The following is a 5,661-nucleotide window of genomic DNA, read 5'->3' as shown; positions in this document are numbered from 1 at the left end:
GGCATGACGAACAAATTTCTATTAAAAGTTGACTGGCATATTATTCGTAGACTGACACTGTACTGGAACAAAAAGCACAAGCGGAACCAACTGCACCCGAGAAGGGTCACCGAGGTACTCGGTCGTATGGGACTGAAACGAGTCAGTGCTTGGGGCAGCTATACTGCGCTAGGTGAAGAACATCGGAAAGCCGTATGCGGGAAAACTGCTCGTACGGTTTGATGAGGGAGGACTGGTAAACCAGTCCCCTACTCTACAAACAGGATTGTTAAGCGTTTAGAATAAAAGGGATTTGGGGGAAAATTATACTTACACCGCTTGTAAAAATGAGTAAGTATAGGAGAGTTGAATGTTCTCAATAAACCACACCTAGGCTGCCACGGAATCGACCGGCAGCCTCGTTACGTTAGCTGGCAGTTTAGCGTGGTAAGGTCGCCTGTTTTTTGCAATTTAATGGTAAGATCAGAGGTGTAAAAATTAACTTGAGGGGGATTTGTTAATTTGGGATACATTGAGGAATTACGTTTATTAGTCGGTAAAAAACCAGTAATACTTATCGGAGCGGCAGCGATTGTCGATCGACACACCATGCCATGGCAAGAGTGCAATTCCTCATTAATCAGGCGTCTATGCATTTTGTAGTGGACATTGACAAAAAAGGTTTTTTCGACAATGTCAACCATACCTTGCTCGTGAAGCAACTTTGGAATATGGGTATCCAGGATAGAAAGGTTCTAGCATGCATCTCCAAAATGCTAAAAGCTGAAATCGAGGGAGAAGGAATACCATCAAAAGGCGTGCCTCAAGGGGGCTTGCTGTCAACACTGCTCTCTAATATTGTACTGAACGACCTCGATCACTGGGTAGCCGGTCTTTTAACGGGCTCCCCCTCGGGGGAGCCCCCTCACACCGGTACCTACGGGTGCCAATTTTTTCTGCCGGGGTGGTCAACTTTTAGGTTAGCACGGTGGTCAACTTTTTGATTGACATTTACATTCGTATTACTTGGTTGTGGGGAAACAAGCGGGGCGTGTAACTAAACTCGATCATGAGCTATCGAATTCATCGATGGCTTTTTGCATCTGTTGTGTAAAAAGTCCTTTGATACCGGAATATCAGCATGTAAGATAGCGATTTCAACATGTCAGTCCCAAAGCATTTTAGGATACTTCAATTTATTTTATAATGATGAAGTTGTGATTTTATGAATCATTTCAAGATTTATACATGAAATAGGAGGGGCATAAGTTAAATGAAAAACATCATGATATTTATATTAGCAGTTATTCCTTTCATCGCCCAATTGATAGCGATCCCATTGGTGAACCGAATTCATCCTCTAATTCTTGGGTTTCCCATGCTGCATTTTTGGCTTCTGTTATGGATGATTTTGACGCCGCTTTTTACTTTGGGTATTTATCAGATTCAGAAACGATCAGGAGGTGTTGAATAATGCAGGGGAATTTGACAGCGTTTTATATTACATCATCTCTTGTTATTCTAGTTATGTTGATCGGCTTTTTAGCAGGTCGGAACAAATCTTCCAGGAGTTCTGTTGAAGAATGGTCCCTTGGCGGAAGAAAGCTAGGCAGTTTGTTTGTTTGGTTTTTGATTGGTGCAGACGTATATACCGCATATACATTCCTTGGACTCACGAGTTCTGCGTTTAAAGGAGGAAGTATCGCCTTTTTTGCGACTCCTTATGTTGTGCTTGCATATCCTATCGCTTATTTCTTTTTACCTAAGCTGTGGAAAGTTGGCAAAGCGCATTCATTTACTACGTTGGCTGACTATGTTAAAGGCAGATTTGAAAGTAAAACATTGTCTGTTTTAGTCGCTATAACCGGTGTTTTCATGCTGATCCCTTATATTGATCTTCAGCTAAGCGGTATTTTGGACACAATAAAGGTGGCGGGTAACGGTCAAATTAATGTTGTTTTAGTGGTTATTGTATCTTTTTCTCTAGTAGCCTTGTATACGTTTTTCAGCGGTATTAAAGCTCCGACTTACACGGCGATTATAAAGGACATTTTGGTTTGGGTAATCATGCTGTACATGGTCGTGACCATCCCTATTATTCATTTTGGAAGCTGGGGAAGTATGATGGATACGGCTGTAGCTCAGTCTCCCCAAATGTTAACGATTCCTTCGACTGGCGCAAAAGGGATTTCATGGTTTTCTACTGCTTCTTTAGTCTCTGCTTTGGCTTTGTTTATGTGGCCGCATACGGTTACAGGCATATTCAGTTCAAAAAGCGCTGATTCGCTGCGGAAAAACACCATTATTCTTCCTTTTTACAACATTGTATTGATGCTCGTAACTTTTCTAGGTATCACAGCAAGTCTTGTTGTTCCCAAGGGAACGGATCCCCGGTTCGCCTTTCTAACATTGATTCATCAATCTTATGGCGGTGTGATGCAGGGATTGGCTTATTCTACCATTGCGCTCGCTTCTTTAGTACCCTGTTCGATAATGGCCATTGGGGCATCCAATTTATTTGCGAATAACATTTATCGAGATTTGATTGCACCTAAAGCAAGCATGAAAACATTGACGGGTGTTACCCGCTATATGGTCTTTCTGGTTATCGGTCTAGCTTTGATATTTGGATTAATGTTTCCGAATGCATTGATTTCTCTTCAACTTATGGGTGTTTCTGGCATCGTGCAGATTTTCCCTGCTGTTGTCTTCAGCTTATTTTGGAGAAATCTTTCCAAGGAAGCAGCTATATCTGGTTTGATTGCAGGTATGATAACTGTGTTCCTTGTATATGCGAACGGTCAATCCTATGGCGTGTATGAAGGATTTTGGGGATTCCTTGTTAACATTATGGTGTTAGGGTTGGTTAATGTGATTTATGTGAAGAAAGCAAAGCTTCGTACCAATTCAGTTATGAATACAATTTTTGAATCAAAAGGCGCGGCTAAATTAAGTGACTCAACTCTCGAAAGTCCCAAATCGGCATAGCAGTTTGAGACACCTTAAGCAGACAACTTAAAGGGCATACTAGGAATAGACCAGAAGAGCCATCAACTGGTCTATTTCTTTATTCTTCTTGTAGGAAGTGAGAGAAGTAGTTAATCTGATTGTAAGAGCCTGAGAAAGAGGGGGGTACATGCAATGCTGCATCTGATGGTTGATATGCTGGAAAGGGTGGGGTTTTTGATCGCAACAGCATATGTATTCTCGCGCAGTAAATGGATGCGAAGCTATATGAGCTATCAAGGGGAACTAAGATACCATTGGCGGTTCCTCTTGTTTTTCAGCATGTATGCCATTCTGGGTACGTATTCGGGTGTTGCTGTCACCGGTTACGATTACCACCCAGCCCCGTGGGTCGGCAATGTGGCCGCCACAGAAGCGATCGCTAATGCGAGAACGGTAGGGGTGGTCATCGCAGGCTTACTTGGTGGGGTGCAAAGCGGATTTATCGTTGGACTATTTGCGGGGCTTCACCGTTACAGTTTAGGGGGATTTGTTGCCTTTGCTTGTATGGTAGCTCCCATCCTGCAGGGAATTGTAGCTGGCTTTTGCCGCGGCGCCATCAAGAAAAGATTCCGCCACGTATCGATAGTACCCTTAGCTTTTATAGTTGGCTTTATAGCGGAAGCTCTACAGATGGTTTTAATTCTCTTACTGGCTAAGCCATGGAATGATGCTATAAATCTGGTGCAGTTGATCGGATTCCCGCAAACGATTGCTAACAGTGTCGGTGTGGCTTTGTTCTTCATGGTTCATAATACGATCGAGTATGAAGAAGAGCGAATTGGCTCCGTCCATGCAAGAAAGGCATTGCAGATTGCCGATATGACCTTGCCTTTTTGGAAAAGTCCTTTTGATCAGTCGGTCCGCCAAATTGCTCAAGTACTTGTGGAGGAGACCCATGCAGTCGGCGCATTCTTTAGTAAGGATACAAATGCTGAATCTGTGAAAGAAGGCAGGAAAACAGCATACTGGATTGACATGCCCATCGAGATGCAAAATAAAAAGAGAATTGGCAGTTATCGATTGTACTTCGATCGGCAGCAGGATATCAATCCTTATCGGCAAATGATGATGGGTTCCCTGGCCATATTGCTGTCTCAGCAATATGCGTTTGTGGAAGCAGAGAAGCAAGAAAGGCTTGTGGCAGATGCTGAAATTCGTTCTTTACAATCGCAAATGAGTCCCCACTTTTTGTTTAACGTTTTGAACACGATTAAATACTTTATCCGAACTGAGCCCGAGACGGCGCGCCATTTAGTGATACAACTTGCTACATTTTTACGCAAAAATATGACGAACAGCAGTAAGCCTATGATCTCGATCCGTGAGGAGCTAGAGTTGGTGATGGCCTATCTGGATTTATCAAAGGCTCGGCTGGGAGAAAAGATGACGATCGTTACGATCATTGATGAAAGAGTCCAAGAACGCCAGCTGCCGCCTTTTACCATTCAGCCCTTGGTGGAAAATGCGATCATCCATGGCATCCAATCGTTAGAACGGGGAACGATCAAGCTGGTAATTAAGGAGGATGGGGATAGGGTTCTCATTCTCGTGGAGGATGATGGGGTAGGATTTCCCTCCGTAAAGAAGCAGGATAGCGATGACCACACGGGATTAGCACTGCACAATATTGAGCAGCGGCTCCGCTTTCACTACAGCTTGGATCAGGCGCTTCATATAGAGTCCGAGGTCGGAAAAGGAACAAAGGTTTACTTTTGGATCAAGTAGGAGGGAAATAAGGCATGGGGTTAAAGATATTAATTGTGGATGATGAAGTTCCTGCTCGTGAAGAATTGAGTTATCTGCTTCAAAATGTTGAGGAAGTGGAGCAAATCTTCCAGGCCAAAAGCGGCATAGATGCGATTAAGCTGACGAAGGAAATCGAGCCTGATCTTATCTTTCTTGATATTGAAATGCCTGGCTTAACAGGGCTTCAAGCAGCCGAAGTGATCCAAGAGCTGGGAGTAAAGTCGAAAGTTATATTTTGCACCGCGTATGATCAATATGCGATTGAAGCATTTAAGCTGCGGGCGTTTCACTATCTATTGAAGCCATATGATGAGGTTAATATTGAGGGGATTGTGCAGGAGATTGTGCAGGAGATCCAACTTACGGAAAAAAGCAGTACGGTTCATTCACAGCATGCCGGGCCACTTAAGCTGGCTATTGATGTGAATGGCTCCATTAAATATTTGTCCCCACTAGAGATTATCTATATCAGCACAGAAGGTAAGAATGTTTTAATACACGCCAAAGACGAAATTTACAAAACAAACAACTATACGTTGTACGAATTGGAGGGAAAGCTGAAGTCATTTTCCTTTTTTCGCAGCCATAAAAGTTATTTGGTGAATTTGAATCACGTTGTAGAATTAAAAGCTTGGATCAATGGAGCGTATAACCTGATGATGGGGGATAAGTCCAAAAGTTCTGTTCCAGTAAGTCGGAATTATTTGAGAGAGCTGCGCCTAAAGCTAGAGATTTAAAGTAGCTGGATATATGAAGAAATGGTTAAAGAACGGGGTTGGCATGTCACTGCCGGATGGAAATGGAGTGATTAGTTTAAACCTAAGCCTCAACAAGCTGAATGAGATCGTAAAGATGTTAAATGACCTTGCCTCAAAAAAGTAGACACAGAGAAAGCCTCGGCGACACCCATTAGTCTATTGCCTAGAG

At 43.0% G+C, this 5,661-nt stretch carries 4 protein-coding genes and 2 pseudogenes; all 6 read left to right on the top strand.

The genetic code is table 11. The features are described from left to right. Positions 1-222, top strand: a pseudogene (locus tag ACFPYJ_RS23620) (hypothetical protein); the annotation flags it as partial. A 353-nt stretch (positions 223-575) separates the two neighbouring features. Continuing rightward, positions 576-872, top strand: a pseudogene (locus tag ACFPYJ_RS23615) (reverse transcriptase domain-containing protein); the annotation flags it as partial. Between the two features lie 380 nt (positions 873-1,252). Beyond that, the gene (locus ACFPYJ_RS23610; protein WP_379190685.1) at positions 1,253-1,453 is read left to right on the top strand and encodes a DUF3311 domain-containing protein; all 201 of its coding nucleotides are present in this window, start codon (positions 1,253-1,255) and stop codon (positions 1,451-1,453) included. Further along, positions 1,453-2,967: a sodium:solute symporter family protein gene (locus ACFPYJ_RS23605; RefSeq protein ID WP_379190684.1), complete on the top strand. Its 1,515-nt coding sequence runs from the start codon at positions 1,453-1,455 to the stop codon at positions 2,965-2,967. Before ACFPYJ_RS23610 ends, ACFPYJ_RS23605 begins: the two co-directional genes overlap by 1 nt. Before the next feature lie 153 nt (positions 2,968-3,120). Next, positions 3,121-4,713, top strand: coding sequence for a LytS/YhcK type 5TM receptor domain-containing protein (locus tag ACFPYJ_RS23600; protein WP_379190683.1), 1,593 nt, complete (start codon positions 3,121-3,123; stop codon positions 4,711-4,713). A 14-nt stretch (positions 4,714-4,727) separates the two neighbouring features. Further along, positions 4,728-5,471 carry a LytR/AlgR family response regulator transcription factor gene (locus ACFPYJ_RS23595; protein ID WP_379190682.1) on the top strand — a complete coding sequence of 248 codons (744 nt, stop codon included), beginning with the start codon at positions 4,728-4,730 and terminating at the stop codon, positions 5,469-5,471. Positions 5,472-5,661 lie beyond the last annotated feature (190 nt).

The organism is Paenibacillus solisilvae (genome assembly GCF_042656405.1).
Lineage (GTDB): Bacteria > Bacillota > Bacilli > Paenibacillales > Paenibacillaceae > Paenibacillus_Z > Paenibacillus_Z solisilvae.
Note: the sequence above shows the minus strand (reverse complement) of the source record. Positions and strands in the feature narration are given on the sequence as shown.

Coding starts and splice junctions, on each gene's coding strand:
- ACFPYJ_RS23605 (WP_379190684.1), top strand. CDS start 1,453: ATGCAGGGGAATTTGACAGCGTTTTATATTACATCATCTCTTGTTATT.
- ACFPYJ_RS23595 (WP_379190682.1), top strand. CDS start 4,728: ATGGGGTTAAAGATATTAATTGTGGATGATGAAGTTCCTGCTCGTGAA.
- ACFPYJ_RS23610 (WP_379190685.1), top strand. CDS start 1,253: ATGAAAAACATCATGATATTTATATTAGCAGTTATTCCTTTCATCGCC.
- ACFPYJ_RS23600 (WP_379190683.1), top strand. CDS start 3,121: ATGCTGCATCTGATGGTTGATATGCTGGAAAGGGTGGGGTTTTTGATC.